The following is a 21,266-nucleotide window of genomic DNA, read 5'->3' on the forward strand; positions in this document are numbered from 1 at the left end:
GTCTCCATTAAACGCCGCAGGCGGCGAAGGGCCGACTTGGTTTTGTAAGGGCGTGTATCGGGGGTGACCATGCGGCGGCACGGACCGTGCTCACGCGTGAGGGTGCTGCGCAGATCGTGCAGGCAAAAAAAAGCGCGCGGGCCGGGGAGCGCCGCGCGGACGGGAAATCCCTTCGAGGGGTCAATTCGAAAGGGAGGGGTAACCTTGCAACGCAACCGTGTGTGGCGCGCGCCGCATTGCTGGAAAGAGAACCCGGCTGGCGCACAACAATTGGACACAAAGACGTCGCGTGCCGAGGCATTGTGGGCGACGAGGGAACCCCAAGGCGTAACAAAGTGTGTCGGATTGCAATCGAATGCAAGTGCTGTAAGAACCCACCGGGCGTGATGCAAAAAGCGCTTGAAAACATGCTCTGGGGAACGTCTGCTGCACCTGCACAGTCCCACGACTTTGCCGCGCAGTGGCGCGGGGCTTGAGGATAGGCGGGCCTGCCACGCGCGGACCAGTCTGGGGTGTTGGGTCATAGGAGGGAAGCATGCACAGGCAGACGGTGCATTGTTTGACGCATTCGGCGGCATGGAAATCGGCCGGAGGCGGCGTTTTTGTTACCTTGATGGCGGCAGTCTGCGCGGTCGGTTCGGCACATGCCGCGGGCGAAGCGGCCTCCGCGCCGTCTACGGCGCCCGCAAGTGCGCCTGCAGCCTCCGCACCTGTTGCTTCCACGCCAACCACACCCCTTGCAAAACCGCAGGAGCCACGCGAGCGCCACGCCGGCACGTTCTGGCAAGGTACGGTAGGCAAGGGTGCCGACAACCCCGGCTGGAACGTCTGGCTGAGCGTGTACGACCCGCCTCCCAAGGCGCGTGACCAAGACAAGGACCCGGTTGCGGATACGCTCACCGGTGACGCCTACGACGACCGCCCCCAAGGTCGCACCATGTGGACCATCGAAGGCCGCAACGCGCCCGAACGCCGCTTCGTGTGGCGTGAGCGCGCCGATGCACTCGACCCTAGCGGCCAGCCCATGGTGCGCGAGGGCGGTACGCTCTCCGGCGCGTTGTCTGCGGACGGCACTGCCGCCACCGGCACCTGGAGCGACGGCGGCCGCAGCCAGCCCTTCACCCTTAAGCGCGCGGCGCGTTATCGAGAAATCACCGGCACTGCCGGCCAGGCCACCATCACCGAGCGCTACCCCGTGACCGGCGATGCGGCCATAGATGCACTGGTGCAATCACTGCGCATCAACCGCTGCGATCAGTACGACACCGAATGCGTCATCCGCATCAGCGCCGTCGGCCTGGGCGACACGGTGAGCCTGCTGCGCATGGTCTGGGCGTACAGCGGTGGTGCGCACGGCAACTACGGCTTTACGGCGGGCAACTGGCGACGCGGCGCGCAGGGCTTCCAGCCGATCACCCTGGCGGATGTACTGAACCCCACATCCGCCTGCCTACAGAGCTTCAACACGCAGGTCGTCGGCGCACTCAAGCGCGAAGGGGCGCCTGAAGCCACGCGCGGCGTGCTCAAAGAGAAGGACCTGCGTAACCCGGCGTTTCCGTTTACGCTCCAAGGAGACCGCGTCGTCGTGCACTACGGGCCGTATGAAGTGGGCCCGTATTCGTCGGGGGCTTTCCGTGCCGCCGTGCGGGTCGATGATCTGGGTGCCGCGTGCAGGCGGCCCACTACCTGAACACGCGCTATCCAACCGCCATGTCCGCCAATCCTTCCTACGTCGACGAACAAGCCACCATGCGCCGGCTGCTGTCCGGCAAGACCATCGCCGTGGTGGGTCTGTCGCCGCGCCCCACGCGGCCGAGCTATGACGTGGCGCGTTATCTGCAGCAGGCCGGCTATCGCATCGTGCCGGTCAACCCACAGCACGCTGGCGAAGATGTGCTCGGCGAGCCGTGCTACGCCACGCTGGCCGAAGCGGCGACAACACTGGCGGCCGCCGGCCAGCGCATCGATCTGGTCGACATCTTCCGCCGCGCAGAGCAGGTGCTGCCCGTTGTGCAGGAAGCCATTGCCGTGGGGGTGGGCGGTATCTGGGTGCAGCTTGGCATCGTCAACGATGAGGCAATGGCCGCCGCGCGCGCGGCTGGCATTCCCGCCGTGCAGGATCGCTGTACCAAGATCGAGCACTGGCGACTCGGCATTGGCGAGCACTCCTGACGGCGCACGATTGTGACGGTCGGGAGCATGCGCGCCACCTAGGCTTAGGGCTCCAACTTCTGACGGAGTCCCATGTCATCCGATACTGGATTTCGGCCATCGCCCGGGCCGCTGCTGTTCAGCGCGCTCGGGTTCTCGGCCTATCGTGGAAGCGCAAGCCCACGCGCTACACTTCGACGGTCATCGAAACTTGCACAACGCATCCGCACCATGGCCGTCGATCCGCAGATCCTGCAGTTCCATCAACGCATTGCCGAGCGCTTTGGCGCGTTGCCTGCACCCGAAGATGCCCCCGCCCAGCGCGAGCGTTTCGAGGCGATTGCCGCGCTCTCCGATCGACCTGATCCGGACAGCGTTGAAGCGTCCGACCTGAGCCTGCCGCTGCCGGGGCGCACGCTGGATGCGATCGTCTTTCGCCCCAAGCACGTGACCACGCCGCGCATGCTGGTGTGGTTTCACGGCGGCGGCTGGGTAGTGGGCGCGCCGCGCACGACGCACCGCATGCTGGCAGCGCTGCTTGCGCAAGACACCGGCTGTGCGGTCGTCAGCGTGGACTATCGCCTCGCCCCCGAACACCCGTTTCCTGCGCCCGCGGATGACGCGCGCGATGCGCTCGCGTACCTGGCCGAGCAGCGGATGAGCCTCGGGTGCGACACGGCATTTCTGGCCGTTGGTGGCGACAGTGCGGGCGGCCACCTCGCTGTGCAGGCCACGCAGTCTGTGCACACAACCGTGCGCCCGGGTCTCGTCAATGCGCAGTTGCTGGTCTACCCCGTCACCACACCGGCCTTCGGCAGCGAGAGCTACAACGCCTTCGCGCAAGGCCCTGGCCTCACGCGCGACGAGATGCGCTGGTACTGGGAAAAGTTTATCGGCGCCGAAGCGTTGACCAAATCGCTGGCCGAGCAGGACGGGCGCATCTATTTGATGGCGCAGCCGCCAAAGTACACGCCGCCCGACACGGTGGTCATCGTGGCTGCACACGATGTGCTGCGCGACGACGGCCTGCAGTACGCCGACTACCTCGTGCAGCACGGTGCGCAGGTCATCACCATTGAAGCGTCAGGCATGACGCACGGCTTTGCGCGCGTTCAACCCGACGTCGAGCGCGCACGCGAATGGATGCGCCGCGCGGCGCACGCATTCGTCGGGATGATCAGCGAAGAATAAGCAGGAACTAGCGTTGTGTTGCGCGGTGCGGGCGGAACGCTGCCAGTACGCGCCGTGTGACGAACAGCGAGAGGTAGTCGTGCACGCTGGCGTCTGCCGACAATGCGCGCATGGTTTCCTGGTACTGAACGCGCACGAGATCAGCAGGTGCGCCGGTGTCGTGCGCGATCTTGTCGATCTGTTCGTCCTGGTCTGCGATGGCGGTGCCCATTGCGGTTCCCCGTCGTTGCTGTGGCAGTGACATGCGCGGTTGGTTCGCGCAACGAGTGTCCACTATAGGTAACGCGCAGGAACAATCCAGCCCTGTTGCAAAGCTTTCTGCATGCTATCTGCGCAGCATCAAAACGGTGCTATTGCGAGACCGTTGCCAGTGCAAAGACTGCACCGGCAAGAAGCGTTTGCCGCCTATTTGCCCCAGTTTGCGGGCATGCTCTGCAGGCCGATGGCGGCACCCGACGCATCGGTAATGCGGGCCAGCTCACGGTACGCAATCGCCTGCACACGCTCGGGCAGCGGCACGAATTTGGCCTTGGCGGCCAGTTCGTCACCGTGGAAGTAGCCCCACGTCAGAAACTTCAACGCCGCCAGCGTGCGGGGGCCGGACTGGCTCACGGCCGGCACCACGATGAAGGTACCCATGGTGATCGGCCACGTGTCTGCACCCGGCAGGTTGACCAGCGGCGCGGTGAACTCACCCTTGCGGTTCCAGGCGCTCTGCACCACGGCTTCGCGGAAGCCGCTTACCTGCGGGCTGACAAAGCGGCCGGACGCGTTGCGCAACTGCACGGCGTTCAGGTCGTTGTCGAGGACATAGTTGTAGTCGACATAGCCGATGGCGCCGGGGGTGGCCTGCACAGCCTTGACCACGTCACCGCTGCCCTTGGCGCCGATGGTGTCAGCCGGCCAGGCGATCGTCGACTTGGTGCCGTAGGTGGTCTTCCAGTCGGGGCTTACGGCGCTCAGGTAATCGGTGAAGTGGTACGTGGTGCCCGAGCCATCGGCACGCACCACGAGGCGGATCTTCAGTTTGGGCAGCGCCATGCCGGGGTTCAGCGTGCGCAGCTCGGGCGCGTCCCAGCTATCGATCTTGCCCAGGAAGATACGGGCCAGCACGTCGCCCGTCAGCTTGAGCTGGCCGCGCGCCACGCCCGGCACGTTGATGAACGGCACCGCGCCCGTCACCACCGACGGCACGCACACCAGGCCCGCCTTGGCCGCATCGGCCGAAGACAGCGGCACGTCCGACGCACCGAAATCCACCGAACCCGCGCGGATACGCTTGATGCCTTCGCCCGAGCCCACGGCATCGTAGCTGAGCGTGATGCCCGACGACGCGGCATACCCCGCCGACCAGACACGATAGACCGGTGCGGCGGCGGTCGATCCCGCTCCACGAACCTCAGCGCGAGCGAGAGCGGGTAAGCCTGCGGCGACAACGGCCAGGGCCAGAACAGCGTGCTTGAACATGGAAAGACCTGCGGACAGCGAAGGGCGAAACCCGAAATTGTAGCGATGCACGCGTGACAACGCGGCATGCCGCGCTGATAGAGCCCATCTACAACAAGGCGATGTGTTGTAAGACGTTCCGCAAACGTTGGGCAGAGTAGGGGGGCTCCTGCATGGCAGATGGCGACAGACAGGCCCTGTGGGAGCCATGTGGTGAGGGCGCTTTCCAACGTACTACCGAGGTCAAGGTTGTTTGGATTCCATATTTCCACTATATTGGAAATATGGAAGAAGACATCGTTATCCGCTCCCTGGCCGCGCTTGCGCACAATTTGCGTCTGCGCGTGTTCCGCATGCTCGTAGTCGCTGGGCCCGAGGGGCTGACGCCGGGTGCCATTGCCGAGCAACTCGACGTGCCGGGCGCCACGCTGTCGTTTCATCTGAAGGAGCTGATGCACGCACAGCTCGTGACGCAGGAGCGCGACGGCCGCAACCTGATCTATCGGGCCGCGTTTGCTCACATGAGCGCGCTGCTCGGCTTCCTGACCGAGAACTGCTGCCAGGGCGAGGCCTGCCTCGATACCCCGCCCACTGCCTGCAAATGTTGAAGCCTGCCTGTCGATGACCACCAACGTCTTGATCCTCTGCACCCACAACTCCGCGCGCAGCGTACTGGGCGAGGGCATGCTGAATCACTGGGCACGCATGCTGAACAAAGATGTGCGCGCTTATAGCGCGGGCAGTGCGCCAAGCGGCCGCGTCAACCCATTCGCGCTGGAAGCACTCGCCAACGCGGGGGTGGATACGGTGGGCTATCGCAGCAAGAGCTGGGATGAGTTTGTCGCCGAGGGCGCGCCGCAGATGCGCGTCGTCATTACCGTGTGCGACAGCGCCGCCGCCGAGCAATGCCCGTACTGGCCCGGCAGCCCGGTCAAGGTGCATTGGGGCTATGCGGACCCATCCAACGCGCCGGGCGGTGATGAGGGCAAGCGCCACGCTTTCGAGATGACGCGCCAGGCCATCGGCTACCGCATGCTGCAACTGCTGATGCTGCCGCTCGACACGCTGAGCAACACCGAGCTGCAGGCCTACCTCGACTGCATCTCGCAAAGCTGATCGCCATGGCTGACCTGCGAACCCGCCTGCTTGCCGAAGCATTGGGAACGGCGCTGCTGCTGGCCGTCGTGATCGGCTCGGGCATCATGGCCGAGCGGCTGGCTGGCGGGAACGTGGCGATTGCGCTGCAGGCCAACACGGCCGCCACGGTAGGCGGTCTTTACGTGCTGATCGAGGTGTTCGGCCCGACGAGCGGCGCGTATTTCAATCCGGCAGTCAGTGCGGTGATGGTGGTGCAAGGTGAGTTGCCCCTGACTGACTTGGTGCCGTACGTGATCGCGCAACTCGTTGGCGCCGTGCTGGGCGCATGGCTGGCGCACGCGATGTTTGATCTCTCGCTCATCCAGTTCTCGACCAAGCTGCGCAGCGGCCCCGGCCAATGGATGGCCGAAGCCGTGGCGACAGCCGGTTTGCTGCTGGTCATCCTGCGCGCGCCGCAGGGTAAGGCGTCTGCCATGGTGGCTGCCTACATCGGCGCCGCCTACTGGTTCACGGCGTCAACTTCGTTTGCCAATCCGGCCGCGGCGTTCGGGCGGATGTTCAGCAACGGCTTTGCCGGTATCGCGCCATCGAGCGTGCCGGGCTTCATTGCCGCTGAATGCATCGGTGCAATCATCGGGCTGGCGCTGCACCGTGCATTGCAGCCGCGCACGGTGCCAAGCGCACAGCCCAGCGCGATGGAACGCTCAGGTGACTGAGCTGCGCGCCATTTACTTCACCAGCCCTTCCACCTTCATCGCCTCCTGCACCGCGGCCCGTGCCCCCACACGCGCCATGTACGCCTGCACATTCGGATACGCGCCCATCGGCAGCGCCAGGAAGTTCGCCCAGTTCAGCACCGTGAAGGCATAGGCATCGGCCATGCTGTAGTCCTCCGCCAGATACGGCTGCTTGGCCAGACGGGCATCCAGTTCAGCAAGGCGCTTGGCCAGCTTGTCTTTGGCGCCTTGGCGCGTGACGTCGGGCGTGTCCTTGTACCAGAGCGGGCCGAAGCCCTTGTGCAGCTCGGTGCTGACAAAGGTCAGCCATTCGATTACCGCCAGACGGCGTGCGCTGCCGGCCTTGCCGATGAACGCCTGGGTCGGGTCGAGATCAGCCACGTATTGCAGCAGCGCGGCGGCTTCGGTGTGGCGTGAGCCGTCAGCCAGCTCCAGCAGCGGCACGTAGCCGCGTGGGGAGATCGTGTAGAAATCCGTGCCGTCGGCGGTGAGGTGCTTGGTCAGGTCGACCGAGGTCACGTCAAACTTGGCGCCCACTTCACGCAGGGCGATGTGCACGGCCAGCGAGCATGCGCCGGCGGAGTAATAGAGCTTCATGATCGTTTTCTCATCCATCAGGTTGGGAAGCTGCCGACTGCGATGGAATGCCAGCGGCAGCGGTGTCGACACTGTAGGATTGCGTGCACGCTAATGAAATAAGCGATAGAGAAAACCATGCATGCAGAAACGCAATACAGGTTGAGCGCCGCCGATCTGGAAGTCGTGCTGGCGATGGCGCGTACCGGCACACTGGCGGCGGCGGGCGATCGGCTGGGCGTGGATGCGTCCACCGTATTCCGGTCGTTACAGCGCATTGAGCGGGGGCTTGGGCAATCGCTGTTTGCGCGCTCACGCACGGGGTATCTGGCCAACGATCTGGCGCAGTCATTGGCCGAGCGAGCGGAGCAGGTGGAGGCCGCGCTGGAGGATGCGCGCTCTGCCGTGCACGCCGCGCCGGATCAGGTGTCGGGCACGGTGCGCATCACCACCACCGACACCATCCTGGTCGGCCTGGTGGCGCCCGCGTTGCAGGCGTTGCAGGCCCAGCACCCGAACCTGACCTATGACCTGCGCGTGAGCAACGAGCTGGCGAGTCTGACTCGGCGCGATGCCGACATCGCCGTGCGCGCCACCCGCCGCCCGCCGCAGCATCTGGTCGGCAAGCACCTGGGGTCGATTCGCGTGGGGCTGTATGCGGGGCGCGATCGCGGCATCACCTATGCCGATGTGGAGGCGGGCCGTGCGCCGTGGATCGCCATCGACGATGCGATTCCGGAGCACCCCTCGGTGGCTTGGCGCAAGCGGCACTTCCCGAAGGTAGTGCCCACGTATTTCGTCAACAGCCTGCAGATCGCGGCTGAGATGGTGGCGATGGGGGCGGGCATCGCCATCCTGCCGGTGGTGATGGCGCAGGCGCGCAGCGATCTGGTGCTGCTGCGCGATTTGCGGGACGCGAACCAGTCAGAGCTGTGGCTGCTGACGCATCCGGAGTCGCGCCATCTGCGGCGGATTGCGACGGTGTACGGGCACCTCGCGCAGGTGCTGCGTATGCCGTGAGCGGTGCGACCTACTTAATGAAGAAAATGGTTTCGATCACGTCGTTGCTCAGTACGAAATCCGTCGTCGTCACGTCGTCAAAATAATACGTGTAGGTCGTCTTGTTGCCGAACATTCCGGTCTTGACGGGGTTCCCGAGCACTTTGGTGAGCGTGACGACATCGTCGCCGACATGGACGCCACCCACGCTGCCCTTGAACGGCGCATCTACGCGGTAGGTCGTGACGCGGTCCTTTTCAAAGAACACCCAAATGCCCTTCGTCTTGAGCCGCAACTGCTTTTTCTTGGGCAGGTTCGGGGCCAGTTGGTCCATCTGCTCGGGATCGAGCGAGGTGCCCAGCGCGCGCTTGACGTCATCGACCGAGTCGCCCAGCTTGACAGGCAGATCGGTGACCACCGGTGCGGCAAATGTGGTGACATGGCAGGCGAGCAGCAAGGTGGCAATGGCGGCCGCAGCAGTGGTATGGCGCCACGAGCGGCGAAGGGTGATCGGCATGGTGTGAGTGAACGGTGGGGATGATGAATGCAGCGCTTGAGGCTAGCAGAAACCACCCTGGGGTGCCTCGGGGGCTGAAGGAGGGGGTGTCACGAAGACGCAACGGCCCGCTCGCCTGGCCCAGAAGAGGTGCTTGGCAGGAATCCTTCGGTAAGCGCGGCGCGGCGGCGCAGGTCCTCCGTGGTCTCACCATTGCCATCGGGCCGCCAGCCGGGCGGGCGGAACAGGTAGCCGAACACGTCGCGCGCTGAGCGGGCCGTCTTCAGGTCCTGCCACAACCCGCGCCACTGGCTGAACTCGATCGTCAGCAGGTTGTACGTGCGCATCGGGTGCACCAGACCGTAACGGCAGGGCACCTCTTTGCGCTCGGGAATGTAGGTGCCAAACAGGCGGTCGAAGATGATCAGTACGCCGCCGTAGTTGCCATCGAGGTATTCCAGGTTGGAGGCGTGATGCACGCGGTGCGCCGACGGCGTGTTCAGGAACCACTCCAGGGGCCCAAGGCGGGGGATCCACGTGGCGTGAATCCAGAACTGGTACAGCAGGTTCAGCGACAGCAGCATCAGCACGATGCGCGGCGGCATGCCCAGCAGCGGCGCCAGCGAGAAGAAGAGCAGGGTGCCGGTCAGCTTGCCCGTCCAGCCGAAGCGGTAGGCGGCCGACAGGTTCAGATCATTGGGCGAGTGGTGGACGGCGTGGGTGCACCAGAACCAGCGCACGCGGTGCGCGGCGCGGTGATACCAGTAGTAGCAGAACTCCTGGCCGAGAAAGCAGGCGGCCCAGCCGGTCCAGTTGTCCATTGGCAGGGTCCACAGGCGGTGCTGGTAGACCCAGTCCAGGCCGTGCAACCAGAACGCCATCGGCACCAGCCAGCGTAGTGGGTACTCGCGTACCAGGAAATCGACCACCGACACGCCGGCGGCTTTCCAGTCGTAGTTGCTCCAGCCGCGCAGGAGCGACAGCGCAAGTGCCTCGGCCAGTGACGACACCAGCACGATCACGACGGCAATCTTCAGGATGGTGAACAGTACGGCCATCGCGTCAGGCTCCTGGCGCCATTGGGGACGCAGTGACGGTACTGCAACCGCAATGGCGCGGCAATTAGGGCTGACGGAAGCGTCTCTTACAACCCGTTCAGCGTGCCCAGGTGTTGTTCCGGTTATGCAGATAGATGTGCACGCCGCCGTTCCTGTCCTGCGCTACCCCCGCGCTGCCCCAGGGGTAGATGGTCATGGCGCCCGGGTCTTTGCCCAGCTTTTTGGCGATCCACTTGCGGTGGCGTTGTTCGGCTGCCGTGATGTCGTTGTAGCTGGCCGGCTGGACCAGCTCAAGGAACGTGCTCACCAGCGCGCCGGACTCAAAGCGCAGATTGATCGTTACCGGGGTGATGTCGTCCAGCACGGCGGCCGTGGCGAACTGACAGGGCACGGCCTTGCCTTCAACCAGCACCGGCCGCCGCGGTCCGACAACGAAACGCGCGGGCAGGGCATCCGGCAGCGCCTGCGGGGTCAGGCAAAAGCCGCCCAAGGTGATTTCACCCGTGGCGGGGTCGATATGGATGACGTCATTCATGCGGTTCGTGGAGAGAGCGTGCGGGCTCGGCATCGTTTTGCCGATGTGCCTGGGCAAGGACGGGAGGATCGAGCAGGTTGTCCGGCGAGTTGTCTCGTTATAGCAGCCGCCCCCTCGGATGGGCGGCCTGGGTGCCCTCAAGTTCGCGCACACCGTGCCGTAGCTTGCTCAGTGGCCCTCGACCGCCGGAAGGACTAGGCGTTCTGCAGGGCGCAACGGTAGCGCCGAGCGCTGTATGCAGCACGCAGTCTGATTCACGCAGGACATTCCACCTAGAAGAATCATGATCTCCTCTCTTCGGACCCGCATTCTCCTCATCTCGTCGGCCACCGTGATCGGCGCTCTGGCGCTGTCTGGCGCCGCCACGTACTCCATCGTGCGCAGCAATACGATGGAATCCATCGACCAGAACCTCGCGGCCATCGCCAGCGGCAACACGCTCGCCATCGACAAGTGGGTCGCCGCCAAGGCCCAGGCTGTGAAGGCAACCGCCGAGGTGGTCGAGCACGGCGACCCGCAGGGCTTTGGCAAGCACATGGGTAACGCCAACGGCTTCCCGATCATCACCATCGGCTGGACCGACAAGACGTTCTTCTCCACCAGTTCCACTACGCCCAAGGACTACGACCCGACGGTGCGGCCCTGGTACAAGCAGGCCATTGAAGCCGGCAAGCTGACCGTCACCAAGCCCTACGGCGATGTGTCGACCGGTGTGCAGTACGTGTCGTTTGCCGCGCCGCTGGTGCACAACGGTGAAACGACCGGTGCCATCTCGGGCGCTGTGCCGCTTGATGGCGTGCGCGAGGTGGTGGCTGCTGTTCATCCGACGCCGTCGAGCCTCGCCTTTGTGGTTGCCAAGGACGGCCAGGTGATCGCCCACCCCGACGCCAAGCTGATGCTCAAGCCGGTGACTGACGTGGCCGCTTCGCTCAACGCCGATGCGCTGGCAACCCTTGCCAAGGCCTCCGCACCGCTCGAACTCGAACTCGCGGGTGCGCCCAAGCTGCTCAAGGCGCAGGCCGTGCAGGGCACCGACTGGTATCTGGTGATCGCCCTGGACAAGGCCGAGGCCACCGCCGGTTTGCGCAACGTTGTGAAAGCACTTGCCGTGGCCATGGTGCTGCTGACGCTGGCTGCCGTGGGGATCGCCGCATTCTTCACGTCGCAGTCGTTCCGCCGCCTGTCGCAGGTGCGCGATGCAATGGAGACGATCGGCTCTGGCGGTGGAGACCTGACGCACCGCCTGCCCGTGGTCGGCAATGACGAGGTCGCGCAGATCAGCGCGGCATTCAACACCTTCATCGACAAGATTGGCGAAGTGCTGCTGGAAGTGCGTGCCAGCGTCGACAGCATGAAGTCCGCCACCAGCGAGATCGAAATGGGCAACCGCGATCTTTCCAACCGCACCGAAGTCTCGGCCAGCAACCTGCAGGAAACCTCTGCTGCGCTGACCGAACTGACCACCAGCGTAAAAAACTCCGCCGATGCGGCCGTGCAGGCCACGCGCCTGGCGAGTGATGCCAGCGATGCCGCCACGCGTGGCGGCGAGGTGGTCTCCAGTGCCGTCAGCACGATGGACGAGATTGCCAAGTCCTCCGCACGCATCACCGAGATCATCGGCGTGATCGACAGCATTGCCTTCCAGACCAACATCCTGGCGCTCAACGCAGCCGTGGAAGCCGCCCGTGCCGGCGAGAACGGCCGCGGCTTTGCCGTGGTGGCCGGTGAGGTGCGCACGCTGGCGCAACGCAGCGCCACCGCTGCGCGCGAAATCAAGGACCTGATCCAGGCGTCCGAAGCCAGCGTGAAGACCGGCGCGCAGCGCGTGCAGGCAGCCGGCGCGACGATGCAGGAGATCGTGTCCGGCATCGAGCGTGTCGCCCGCATCATCGGCGAGATCGACGGTGCGATGCATGAGCAGAGCAGCGGCATCAGCCAGATCGACCGCAGCGTTGCCGAGATGGACCAGGCCACGCAGCAGAACGCGGCGCTGGTGGAGCAATCGACGGCTGCATCGGCGATGCTCAACGAACATGCGCAGGGCCTGGCGCGCACGGTGGGGTTGTTCAAGCTGCGCATGGGCTGAGCCACCGCCTTGTCACGGCGCGCTCTCGGGAATCGCCCTAGGTCTCGGTGCCGGCGCGCCGGTGCGACAATCGCCGCGGATTGGTCACCGATTCGCCAAGCGTTGCCGCACTAAGAGGAGGCATCATGCATCGTCATCGTCCAGTTGCTGTCATGCGTGTGGCTGTCGCCGTTGCATGTGCCGGGTGCACCGGCGCTTTTGCGCAAGCTTCAGCACCTGCTGCAACGCCGGCACCGCCGCCGCTTACGCCACAGCTCATCAACATGGGCAGCATGACGGCGGAGGAGATTGGCCCCGTCATTGCCGAAATGGGCACGCTGCGCACCAAGACGCTGGTGAACGCCGCCAACGGCACCGTGGGCATTCAGGTGGGTACGGTCGCCAAGCACACGCATACGTATTCGGACGAGATTCAGTACGTCATGGCAGGCACAGCCACCGTTTGGCTCGACAACGCGCCACGTGAGGTGCGGGCGGGAGATTTGATCGTCATCCCGCGCGGAGTGGTGCATGGCACATTGACTACCAGCCCGGATTTCAAGTCCATGGCGATCAAGCTGCCGCCGCAGCGGGCGGGAGATACGCAAAAGGTACCCTGAGCTGTGCCGAGTATTGGCGTGGATCAGCCCGGGATAAAAACCCCATCCCTTACAATGGCGCCCTCATCAAGAGTCCAACGCCATGTCCGCACCGCTCGCCAACGACACCTTCCTGCGCGCCCTGCGCCGCCAGCCCACCGACTACACGCCGCTGTGGCTGATGCGCCAGGCGGGCCGCTACCTGCCGGAGTACAACGCCACGCGCGCCCGCGCAGGCAGCTTCCTGGGCCTGGCCAAGTCGCCAGCGTATGCGACGGAAGTGACGCTGCAGCCGCTGGACCGCTATCCGCTGGACGCGGCCATTCTGTTCTCCGACATCCTGACCGTGCCCGACGCCATGGGCCTGGGACTGTCGTTCGCGCAGGGCGAAGGCCCGCGCTTTGCCAAACCGGTGCGCTCTGAAGCGGATGTGGCCGCACTGTCGGTGCCGGACATGTCGTCGCTGCAATACGTATTTGACGCCGTGGCGGAAATCCGCCGCGCACTCGTGCAGGACGGCCGCCAGCGTGTGCCGCTGATCGGTTTCTCGGGCAGCCCGTGGACGCTGGCCTGCTACATGGTCGAAGGCGGCGGCTCGGATGACTTCCGTACCGTCAAGTCGATGCTCTACGCGCGCCCGGACCTGATGCACCGCATCCTGGAGATCAACGCGCAGGCCGTGATTCAGTATCTGAACGCGCAGATCGAGGCCGGCGCCCAGGCCGTGATGGTGTTCGACACCTGGGGCGGCGCGCTCGCCGATGGCATCTACCACCAGTTCTCGCTGGCTTACATGCAGCGTGTGGTGGAAGGCATCCGCGCCGGGGCCGATGGCCAGCGCGTGCCGGTCATCCTGTTCACCAAGGGCGGCGGCCTGTGGCTGGAAGCCATGGCTGAAACCGGCGCCGACGCACTGGGCGTGGACTGGACGGTCAACCTGCAACTCGCCCGCCAGCGCACCGGCGGCCGTGTCGCCCTGCAGGGCAACCTGGACCCGACCGTGCTGTTTGCCGAGCCTGACGCCATTCGCGCGCAAGTCCGCCGCGTGCTGGAAGACTACGCTGCCAGCGGCGATAGTGACGGCCACATCTTCAACCTGGGCCACGGCATCTCGCAGTTCACGCCGCCCGAGGCGGTGACGGTGCTGGTGGACGAGGTGCATCGCTTCAGTCGTGCACTGCGCAAAAAAGCCGCATAACAGCGGCATGCTGCAGTGCGATGGCGTTTGAATTGAGCCATCGCAGTGCGCGGAGCAGAGCCCATGGGTGAAACGCTCGCCGCTTTGGTGCAAAGAGGGTGAGCGTCTACTCGCATGCCTGGGCGCGCAGATTGGCCCCAAGGGGGTGTCAAGCGATTTATTTCGCGCACTTTGGTGCGTAACTTAACTGTCAAGACTTGACTTATGCACAAAGCTGTTGCGGCTGGTTTTTCTCGCGGCGCAACACAGTCGGGTTTGTGCGCCCATCGCATAAGTGTTTGATTTTTTTGAGGGAATGGCGAGTGCGACGAAATCGCGCAAGCCAGAAAAATGGCGGATTCATCGGCTTTCCAGGGCGCTGCGGACGACTTTTCAACAAAGTTATCCACAGCCTGTGTGGATAGACCGAAAAACCAGCCGCCGATCAGGGCGCCACTGCACAAACCTCAAGTGATACTTGAACATTGAACCAGACACGGCAATCACTGTGCGGGCAAGGTGAGACGGGCGCCGCGCTTTTGCTAGGTGCATGATGCGCCGCTGCACCGCAACAATTCCTTTGCAATTCAACCGTTTGCCTCTCGGATGACCACTGCACAAGCCGACACCGTGTTTCCCGATGCCGCGGCAGGCACCGAGACTGCGGCCGCCATTGCGCGGGTGGTCATCGACACGCCACTCGATGCCGTGTTCGATTACCGGTGTGCGCAGCCGGTGTTGCCGGGGCAACTGGTGGTCGTGCCGTTCGGCAACCGTCGCGTGGTGGCACTGGTGATGGAAACCGCCACCTCCACCGACGTGCCGCAAGACAAGCTGCGCGATGTGGAGCGCGTGCTCGATTGGGTGCCGCCGCTCAATGCCGAATGGTGCGCGCTGGCAGACTTTGCCGCCGGTTACTACCACCGCGCCCTGGGCGAAGTGACGTTGCCAGCGCTGCCGCCGCTGTGGCGCACGCCCGGCAGCTGGGACAACCTCGCGCGCCAAGCCACCGAAACCGTCTATGTGATGCAGGAGCCGGCATCGACCGTCGGCGCCGCGTTGCTCGACAGCGTGCCCAAGCGCGCGACCGGCGCCATGCGGCTGGCCGAAGCGCTGACCGGCGACGGCGAGCTTTCCACCAGCGCCGCGGTCGCGTTGCACGGGCAGGCGGTCGCCAAGCTGCGCGACTGGGCCGCCGTCGGCTGGCTGCGCGTAGAACAGCGACCGAAGGCGCTGCTGCCGCAACCGCTGGACTTGCCGGAGCCCTCCGTCGCGCCCGCGCTGAATGTGGAGCAGGCGAGCGCCGTGGCCGCCATTGCACAGGGCGGGGCGAGCGGCACCTTCAGCCCGTTCCTGCTCCACGGTGTGACCGGCAGCGGCAAGACCGAGGTCTACCTGCACGCCATTGCCGATGCGCTGGCTCGCAACCCGGATGCCCAGGTGCTGATGCTGGTGCCGGAAATCAACCTCACGCCGCACCTGGAGGCGCGCATCGCGGCGCGTTTTCCCGGCGTGCCCATGGCCGCGCTGCATAGCGGCCTGGCCGAGCAGCCACGCGCATTGAACTGGCTGGCGGCCCATCGTGGCGAGGCGCGCATCGTGCTCGGCACCCGGCTGGCAATGCTGGCATCGCTGCCCAACCTGGCGCTTATCCTCGTCGACGAGGAGCACGACACGTCCTACAAGCAGCAGGAGGGCCTGCGCTACTCCGCGCGTGATCTGGCGCTGTGGCGGGCCAAGCAGCGCAACATCCCCGTCGTGCTGGGCTCTGCCACGCCGTCGCTGGAAACGTGGTGGCGCACAGAGCAAGGCGCCACCACGCGCCTGACACTGTCCCAGCGCGCGCAGGCCGAGGCAGTGCTACCGCGTGTGTCGCTCATCGACCTGACGCTGGAGCGTCGCGCCGGGCGCGAAATCCGCGATGGACTGTCCAAGCCGCTGGTCGATGCGATTGCCGATCGCCTCGCACGCGGCGAGCAGAGCCTGCTGTTCCTCAACCGCCGGGGCTATGCGCCGGTGTTGTCGTGCGATGCGTGTGGATGGTTGTCGGGTTGCCCGCGCTGCTCGGCGTACCTGGTGCTGCACAAGCCGGAGCGGCGCCTGCGCTGCCACCACTGCGGTTACGAATCGCGCATCCCGCATCACTGTCCCGACTGCGGCAATGTCGATATCGCCCCGCTCGGGCGCGGCACGCAGCGCATCGAAGAGACATTGGGCGAGCTGTTCCCACAGGCACGCGTTGCCCGTATCGACGCCGATTCCACGCGTCGCAAAGGCAGCGCCGAGGCCCTGTTCGACACCGTGCACGAAGGCAGTGTCGACATCCTGATCGGCACACAGATGGTCGCCAAGGGGCACGACTTCCAGCGCGTAACGCTGGTGGGCGTGGTCGCGCCGGACCCATCGCTGTTCTCGCATGACTTTCGCGCCGGGGAGCACTTGTTTGCCTCGCTGATGCAGGTGGCGGGACGCGCGGGCCGCGCCGGGCTGGCGGGGGAGGTGCTGATCCAGACGCGCTATCCGGACGCCCCCGCGTTGCAGGCGCTGGTGCGGCACGACTATGGCGGCTTTGCGCGGCAGCTTTTGCGTGAGCGCAAGCAGGCGGGGTTGCCGCCGTTTGCGTACCAGGCGCTGCTGACCACCGAGCACAAGGAAGTGGCTCGGGCGCTGGAATTTCTGGCGGCCGCGCGGGCGTTGGGCGAAACCCTGGTCGCAGAACTGGGGGCGCCGGTGTTTCTGCATGATCCGGTGCCGATGACCATGGTGCGGTTGGCCAACCGCGAACGGGCGCAACTGCTGGTGGAATCGGCCTCTCGCGCCGCGCTGCAGAAGCTGTTGTCTGCGTGGACCGAGCGGTTTGGTGAGATTACGAAGACCGTGAAAGGCGTGCGGTGGCAGTTGGAGATCGATCCGCTGCGGATCTGACGCCAACACGCACCACCAAAGGCCGCCAACTGCCCTAAAACCAAGCACGCGTCACGTGCGGTTGCACCAAATCTACCCCCTTCGATGCAAGGGGTTTTACTAGGTTGCACCTTCGAATCCCCCGGGCGTATGATCCGCTCCGATTTGCCGGCCACAAGCTTTGGCAATGGCAGCTACGGATAGGAACCCACATGGCTACAACCACCCTCGGGGTCAAGCTGGACGATGCTTCGCGTGAACGCCTCAAGCGCGTCGCACAGTCCATTGACCGCACGCCGCATTGGCTGATCAAGCAGGCGATCTTCACGTATCTGGATCAAGTGGAGCGGGGGCAGCTGCCGAATGATGCAAACGGCCCGGCGGCGGATGGCCTCCCGTCCGCCGCCGCAGCCGTCTCGGACGTGCACGAGGGTGAGGAGCCCGCGGTGCAACCGTTCCTCGAATTCGCACAGAGCGTGCAACCGCAATCGGTGCTGCGCGCCGCCATCACCGCCGCGTATCGCCGGCCGGAAACCGAAGCCATTCCGATGCTGCTGGAGCAGGCCCGCCTGCCGGCCGCGCTCGCCTCGGAAGCCAAGCAGCTTGCACGTGATCTTGCCGGCAAGCTCCGTACGCAGAAGGTCGGCACCGGCCGTGAAGGGCTGGTGCAGGGCCTGATTCAAGAATTCTCCCTGTCGAGCCAGGAAGGCGTGGCGCTGATGTGCCTGGCCGAGGCGCTGCTGCGCATTCCGGACAAGGCCACGCGCGATGCACTCATCCGCGACAAGATCAGCAACGGCAACTGGCACTCGCACCTGGGCCAGAGCCCGTCGCTGTTCGTGAACGCCGCTACCTGGGGCCTGCTGCTGACGGGCAAGCTGGTCGCCACGCACAACGAAGCCGGGCTGTCGAAGGCGCTCACGCGCATCATCGGCAAGAGCGGCGAGCCGTTGATCCGCAAGGGCGTGGACATGGCGATGCGCCTGATGGGCGAGCAGTTCGTCACCGGCGAGACGATTTCCGAAGCGCTGGCCAATGCGCGCAAGTTCGAGGCCGAAGGCTTCCGCTATTCCTACGACATGCTCGGCGAGGCCGCCATGACGGAGGAAGACGCGCAGCGCTACCTCGCGTCGTACGAGCAGGCCATCCGTGCGATCGGCCAAGCCTCGGGCGGGCGCGGCATCTATGAAGGGCCGGGCATCTCGATCAAGCTATCGGCGCTGCACCCGCGCTATAGCCGCGCGCAGTACGACCGCACGATCAACGAGCTGTACCCGCGCGTGAAGGCGCTGGCCATGCTGGCCCGTGAGTACGACATCGGCATCAACATCGACGCGGAAGAGGCCGACCGCCTGGAGCTGTCGCTCGACCTGCTGGAGCGCCTGTGCTTCGCGCCCGAGCTGGCCGGCTGGAACGGCATCGGCTTTGTGGTGCAGGGCTATCAGAAGCGCTGCCCATTCGTGCTCGACTTCATCATCGATCTTGCCCGCCGCAGCAAGCACCGCCTGATGATCCGCCTGGTGAAGGGCGCCTACTGGGACAGCGAGGTCAAGCGCGCCCAGGTCGACGGCCTGGAGGGCTACCCGGTCTACACGCGCAAGGTCTACACCGATGTGTCGTACCTGGCTTGCGCCCGCAAGCTGCTGGCCGCACCGGACGCGATCTTCCCGCAGTTCGCTACGCACAACGCGCACACGCTGGCCGCGATCTATCAGATGGCGGGCCAGAACTATTACCCCGGCCAATACGAATTCCAGTGCCTGCACGGCATGGGCGAGCCGCTGTATGAGCAGGTCGTCGGCAACAAGCCGGGCAAGCTGAACCGCCCGTGCCGCATCTACGCGCCGGTTGGCACGCACGAAACGCTCTTGGCTTACCTCGTGCGCCGTCTGCTGGAAAACGGCGCCAACACCTCGTTCGTGAACCGCATTGCGGACGAGTCGATTCCTCTGGACGACCTCGTCGCCGATCCGGTGGCGGTGGTGGAACGGATGCACGCCGATGAAGGGACGCTCGGCATGCCGCATCCGAAAATTCCGCTGCCGCGCCACCTCTACGGCGATGTACGCGCAAACTCGTCGGGCATTGACCTGGCGAACGAGCAGCGCCTGGCGTCGTTGTCGTCCGCCCTTCTTGCCGGCACCAGCACCGTCTGGGCTGCCGCGCCGACCATCGGCGATGCACCTTATGCAGGTGGTACGCCGCAGCCGGTGCGCAATCCTGCTGACCTGCGTGATGTGGTCGGCCACGTGACCGAGGCCACTGAGGCCGATGTTGATGCCGCACTCGCCGCCGCCGCTGCTGCCGCCCCGATCTGGCAGGCGACGCCGCCCGAAGCACGCGCCGCGCTGCTCGATCGCGCTGCCGACCTGATGGAAGGCGAGATGCAGCACCTGATGGGGCTGATCATCCGCGAGGCGGGCAAGACACTGTCCAACGCCATCGCTGAAGTGCGTGAAGCCGTGGACTTCCTGCGCTACTACGCAGCGCAAGTCCGTGGTGGCTTCTCAAACGACACGCATCGCCCGTTGGGCCCGGTGGTCTGCATCAGCCCGTGGAATTTCCCGCTGGCGATCTTCACCGGCCAGGTGAGCGCGGCGCTGGCCGCCGGTAATCCGGTGCTGGCCAAGCCCGCTGAGCAGACCCCACTGATTGCCGCCCAGGCCGTGCGCATCCTGCGCGAAGCAGGCGTGCCGGCTGGCGCTGTGCAACTGCTGCCGGGCCGCGGCGAGACCGTCGGCGCTGCGCTGGTCAAGGACGTGCGCACCAAGGGCGTGATGTTCACCGGCTCGACCGAAGTCGCGCGCATTCTGCAACGCACGCTGGCCGGTCGTCTCGATGCAAACGGCGCGCCGATCCCCCTGATTGCCGAGACCGGTGGCCAGAACGCAATGATCGTCGATTCGTCCGCGCTGGCGGAGCAGGTGGTGGCTGATGTGCTGTCGTCCGCGTTTGATTCGGCGGGCCAACGTTGCTCCGCACTGCGCGTGCTGTGTCTGCAGGACGACGTGGCCGACCGCGTGCTCGCCATGCTCAAGGGCGGCATGGCCGAACTGGCGATGGGCAATCCCGATCGCCTCGCGACCGACGTCGGCCCCGTGATCGACGCCGAAGCGCGCGACAACATCGTCGGCCACATCGAGGCCATGCGCACCAAGGGTCGGCGCGTGCATCAGGCGCCAGTGCCGGCAGCTTGCGCACACGGCACCTTCGTGCCACCGACCATCATCGAACTCGACAGCCTGTCGGACCTGACGCGCGAGATTTTCGGCCCGGTGCTGCACGTGGTGCGTTGGAAGCGCTCGGCAGACAATGCCGGCCTGACCAAGCTGATCGAGCAGATCAACGGCACGGGCTACGGCCTGACGCTGGGCATCCACACGCGCATCGACGAGACGATCGCGCACGTGGTCGACCGCGCGCATGTCGGCAACCTGTATGTGAACCGCAACATTGTCGGCGCTGTGGTGGGCGTGCAGCCGTTCGGCGGCGAGGGCCTGTCCGGCACCGGCCCGAAGGCGGGCGGCCCGCTGTATCTGCTGCGGCTGCTGTCGACGTGCCCGCAGGACGGCATGCGCACGGCGCTGTCGCTGACGGCCGGCGCTGGCACCGAAGTCGAAACCGATGCGCGTCGCGCGCTGCTGGCGCCGTTCGATGCGCTGGCCGAGTGGGCAGGCAAGAAGTCGCCCGTGGCGCAGTCCGCCAACCTTGCCGCGCTGTGCGAACGCCTGGCGGCTGCCACGGCAACCGGTGCCACGGCAACGCTGCCGGGCCCGACCGGCGAGCGCAACACTTACACGCTGCTGCCGCGTGAAGCCGTGTTGTGTGTGGCAGTGGATCCGGCCGACTGGCTGCGCCAACTGGCCGCTGTGCTGGCGGTCGGCAGCATGGCCGTGGTGCTGGAAAACCCTGCTGTGGAAGCTGTGTTGCGGGAGTTGCCGCCGGCAGTACAATCGCGCGTCCGTGTGGTGCCGGCCCTGGATGGGGCCGAGTTCGACGCGGTGCTGCACCATGGCGACTCGGACCATCTGCGCGCCATCTGCGAAGGGCTGGCACGACGCACCGGCCCGATCGTGGGGGTGCAAGGCCTGCCGCACGGCGGGGAAGGGCTGGCGCTGGAGCGCCTGCTGATCGAGCGTTCGCTGTCGGTCAATACGGCCGCGGCGGGTGGCAACGCCAGCCTGATGACCATCGGCTGACGGGGAGCACGAGCAGGATTCGCAGCACCATCCGC

18 protein-coding genes are annotated in these 21,266 nt (G+C 65.5%); 12 read left to right on the plus strand and 6 right to left on the minus strand.

The window, feature by feature from the left end:
* Nucleotides 1–535 precede the first annotated feature (535 nt).
* The 3 genes from R2N11_RS09625 to R2N11_RS09635 all read left to right on the plus strand — a co-directional run bounded on the left by R2N11_RS09625 (nt 536) and on the right by R2N11_RS09635 (nt 3,342).
* Entirely contained in the window at nt 536–1,690 is a 1,155-nt protein-coding gene (locus tag R2N11_RS09625; protein ID WP_430715426.1) for an RsiV family protein, read from the plus strand.
* 20 nt (nt 1,691–1,710) lie between these two features.
* Nucleotides 1,711–2,172: a CoA-binding protein gene (locus tag R2N11_RS09630; RefSeq protein WP_199032292.1), complete on the plus strand. Its 462-nt coding sequence runs from the start codon at nt 1,711–1,713 to the stop codon at nt 2,170–2,172.
* 210 nt (nt 2,173–2,382) lie between these two features.
* Nucleotides 2,383–3,342 carry an alpha/beta hydrolase gene (locus tag R2N11_RS09635; protein WP_199032289.1) on the plus strand — a complete coding sequence of 320 codons (960 nt, stop codon included), beginning with the start codon at nt 2,383–2,385 and terminating at the stop codon, nt 3,340–3,342.
* Between the two features lie 7 nt (nt 3,343–3,349).
* On the opposite strand, the gene R2N11_RS09640 is transcribed toward R2N11_RS09635, so the two are convergent.
* On the minus strand, nt 3,350–3,553 hold the full coding sequence (locus R2N11_RS09640) for a DUF3562 domain-containing protein (RefSeq protein WP_199032290.1): 204 nt from the start codon (nt 3,551–3,553) through the stop codon (nt 3,350–3,352).
* 194 nt (nt 3,554–3,747) lie between these two features.
* Nucleotides 3,748–4,809: a phosphate ABC transporter substrate-binding protein PstS gene (gene pstS, locus R2N11_RS09645; protein WP_316680920.1), complete on the minus strand. Its 1,062-nt coding sequence runs from the start codon at nt 4,807–4,809 to the stop codon at nt 3,748–3,750.
* A 263-nt stretch (nt 4,810–5,072) separates the two neighbouring features.
* Here pstS and R2N11_RS09650 point away from each other — a divergent pair, with 263 nt between their 5' ends.
* From R2N11_RS09650 to R2N11_RS09660, 3 genes are read left to right on the plus strand one after another with little or no spacing between them, the layout of a single operon-like run.
* Nucleotides 5,073–5,396 carry an ArsR/SmtB family transcription factor gene (locus tag R2N11_RS09650; RefSeq protein WP_316680921.1) on the plus strand — a complete coding sequence of 108 codons (324 nt, stop codon included), beginning with the start codon at nt 5,073–5,075 and terminating at the stop codon, nt 5,394–5,396.
* A gap of 13 nt (nt 5,397–5,409) precedes the next feature.
* Nucleotides 5,410–5,904, plus strand: a complete 495-nt coding sequence (locus R2N11_RS09655; RefSeq protein ID WP_199032404.1) for an arsenate reductase ArsC — start codon at nt 5,410–5,412, stop codon at nt 5,902–5,904.
* A gap of 5 nt (nt 5,905–5,909) precedes the next feature.
* Nucleotides 5,910–6,602, plus strand: a complete 693-nt coding sequence (locus tag R2N11_RS09660) for an aquaporin (RefSeq protein ID WP_316680924.1) — start codon at nt 5,910–5,912, stop codon at nt 6,600–6,602.
* Between the two features lie 12 nt (nt 6,603–6,614).
* Here R2N11_RS09660 and gstA read toward each other — a convergent pair whose 3' ends face one another.
* Nucleotides 6,615–7,220: a glutathione transferase GstA gene (gstA, locus tag R2N11_RS09665; RefSeq protein ID WP_199032407.1), complete on the minus strand. Its 606-nt coding sequence runs from the start codon at nt 7,218–7,220 to the stop codon at nt 6,615–6,617.
* A gap of 117 nt (nt 7,221–7,337) precedes the next feature.
* Between gstA and R2N11_RS09670 the strand changes: the two genes are divergently transcribed.
* Nucleotides 7,338–8,219 carry a LysR family transcriptional regulator gene (locus tag R2N11_RS09670; RefSeq protein WP_316680926.1) on the plus strand — a complete coding sequence of 294 codons (882 nt, stop codon included), beginning with the start codon at nt 7,338–7,340 and terminating at the stop codon, nt 8,217–8,219.
* A 10-nt stretch (nt 8,220–8,229) separates the two neighbouring features.
* Here R2N11_RS09670 and R2N11_RS09675 read toward each other — a convergent pair whose 3' ends face one another.
* From R2N11_RS09675 to R2N11_RS09685, 3 genes are all read right to left on the minus strand, one after another.
* Complete coding sequence (locus R2N11_RS09675) at nt 8,230–8,715, minus strand: hypothetical protein (RefSeq protein WP_199032401.1); 486 nt, start codon at nt 8,713–8,715, stop codon at nt 8,230–8,232.
* Between the two features lie 89 nt (nt 8,716–8,804).
* A complete protein-coding gene (locus R2N11_RS09680; protein WP_316680928.1) occupies nt 8,805–9,752 on the minus strand; it encodes a sterol desaturase family protein in 948 nt (315 codons plus the stop codon).
* Between the two features lie 97 nt (nt 9,753–9,849).
* A complete protein-coding gene (locus R2N11_RS09685) occupies nt 9,850–10,287 on the minus strand; it encodes a hypothetical protein (protein ID WP_199032400.1) in 438 nt (145 codons plus the stop codon).
* 283 nt (nt 10,288–10,570) lie between these two features.
* Between R2N11_RS09685 and R2N11_RS09690 the strand changes: the two genes are divergently transcribed.
* From R2N11_RS09690 to putA, 5 genes are all read left to right on the plus strand, one after another.
* Nucleotides 10,571–12,373, plus strand: a complete 1,803-nt coding sequence (locus R2N11_RS09690; protein ID WP_316680930.1) for a methyl-accepting chemotaxis protein — start codon at nt 10,571–10,573, stop codon at nt 12,371–12,373.
* Nucleotides 12,374–12,498: 125 nt separating this feature from the next.
* Nucleotides 12,499–12,972 carry a cupin domain-containing protein gene (locus R2N11_RS09695; protein ID WP_199032398.1) on the plus strand — a complete coding sequence of 158 codons (474 nt, stop codon included), beginning with the start codon at nt 12,499–12,501 and terminating at the stop codon, nt 12,970–12,972.
* Between the two features lie 82 nt (nt 12,973–13,054).
* On the plus strand, nt 13,055–14,149 hold the full coding sequence (hemE, locus tag R2N11_RS09700) for a uroporphyrinogen decarboxylase (RefSeq protein ID WP_316680932.1): 1,095 nt from the start codon (nt 13,055–13,057) through the stop codon (nt 14,147–14,149).
* Nucleotides 14,150–14,734: 585 nt separating this feature from the next.
* Nucleotides 14,735–17,053, plus strand: a complete 2,319-nt coding sequence (locus tag R2N11_RS09705; protein WP_316680934.1) for a primosomal protein N' — start codon at nt 14,735–14,737, stop codon at nt 17,051–17,053.
* A gap of 191 nt (nt 17,054–17,244) precedes the next feature.
* Nucleotides 17,245–21,231, plus strand: a complete 3,987-nt coding sequence (gene putA / locus R2N11_RS09710; RefSeq protein WP_316680935.1) for a trifunctional transcriptional regulator/proline dehydrogenase/L-glutamate gamma-semialdehyde dehydrogenase — start codon at nt 17,245–17,247, stop codon at nt 21,229–21,231.
* Nucleotides 21,232–21,266 lie beyond the last annotated feature (35 nt).

Source organism: Ralstonia flaminis (assembly GCF_958415495.1).
GTDB lineage: Bacteria > Pseudomonadota > Gammaproteobacteria > Burkholderiales > Burkholderiaceae > Ralstonia > Ralstonia flaminis.